1 rRNA gene is annotated in these 1,473 nt (G+C 50.4%); it reads right to left on the bottom strand.

Going from position 1 to position 1,473, the window contains the following annotated elements:
• Positions 1–1,380, bottom strand: a 23S ribosomal RNA gene (locus G464_RS0108240); the annotation flags it as partial.
• Positions 1,381–1,473 lie beyond the last annotated feature (93 nt).

Below are 1,473 nucleotides of genomic sequence, written 5' to 3'. Positions count from 1 at the left end.
CCCTGGAACCCTTAGTCATCCAGCGGACGGGATTTTCACCCGTCTTTCGTTACTCATGTCTGCATTCTCACTTGTCTACAGTCCACAAACGTTTCCACGCCTGCTTCACCCCAGTAGACAACGCTCTCCTACCCAACCAGTATAAACTGATTGTCGCGTCTTCGGTGGTGTGCTTGAGCCCCGCTACATTGTCGGCGCGGAACCACTAGACCAGTGAGCTGTTACGCACTCTTTCAAGGATGGCTGCTTCTAAGCCAACCTCCTGGCTGTCTATGCGACTCCACATCCTTTCCCACTTAGCACACGCTTAGGGACCTTAGACGACGATCTGGGCTGTTTCCCTTTCGACAACGAAGCTTATCCCCCGCTGACTCACTGCCGGCCACCACTTCACAGGTATTCGGAGTTTGGCTGCTATTGGTACCCCATACGGGCCCGCAAGCATCCAGTAGCTCTACCCCCTGGAAACTAAAACCGACGCTGCACCTAAATGCATTTCGGAGAGAACCAGCTATCACGGAATTTGATTGGCCTTTCACCCCTATCCACAAGTCATCGCCCCAGTTTTCAACCTAGGTGCGTTCGGTCCTCCACAAAGTCTTACCCCTGCTTCAACCTGCTCAAGGATAGATCATCCCGCTTCGGGTCTAGAGTATGCAACTCAAACGCCTTTTAAAACTCGCTTTCGCTACGGATCCCCCACACGGGTTAACCTCGCTACATACCACTAACTCGCAGACTCATTTTTCGATAGGCACGCCGTCACCCCTCAAGGCTCCGACGGATTGTAAGCTCACGGTTTCAGAAACTATTTCACTGTCCTCCCGGACTACTTTTCACCTTTCCCTCACGGTACTCGTCCACTATCGGTCACATGGATATATTTAGACTTACCCAACGGTCTGGGCAGATTCACACGAAATTCCTCGAGTATCGTGCTACTTGGGACCATCATCAACAAGACAAAGCATTTACACCTACGGGGCCATCACCCTCTACAGCCAGGCATTCAATCCTGTTCAGCTCACACCCTGTTTTATCACTTGCCACCAGCCTGTCAGAACCAGTACGACAACATCCCACAACACCGATCATGCAACCCCTGACAAGTATCACACACAACCGGTTTGGTCTCCTCCGCTTTCGCTCGCCACTACTAACGGAATATCTTTTCCTGTAGGTACTGAGATGTTTCACTTCCCTACGTACGCCCCCAAACAAAGTTTGAGTACTAGGCATTCCTACCCAGTGAGTTTCCTCATTCAGACACCCTCGGATCACAGCTCGGTTGACAGCTCCCCGAGGCTTATCGCAGCCTCCCACGTCTTTCATCGCTCCCATGTGCCAAGGCATCCACCCTAAGCCCTTAACAACAAAAACACTGCTAAACACCTATCGAATACAATTCCTAGACAACAAATCATCACACTAAAATGATCACAAAACGATCGAACAACAAACCACTAAAAAAAA

This window comes from Alloscardovia omnicolens DSM 21503 (assembly GCF_000420505.1).
Taxonomy (GTDB): domain Bacteria; phylum Actinomycetota; class Actinomycetes; order Actinomycetales; family Bifidobacteriaceae; genus Alloscardovia; species Alloscardovia omnicolens.
Note: the sequence above shows the minus strand (reverse complement) of the source record. Positions and strands in the feature narration are given on the sequence as shown.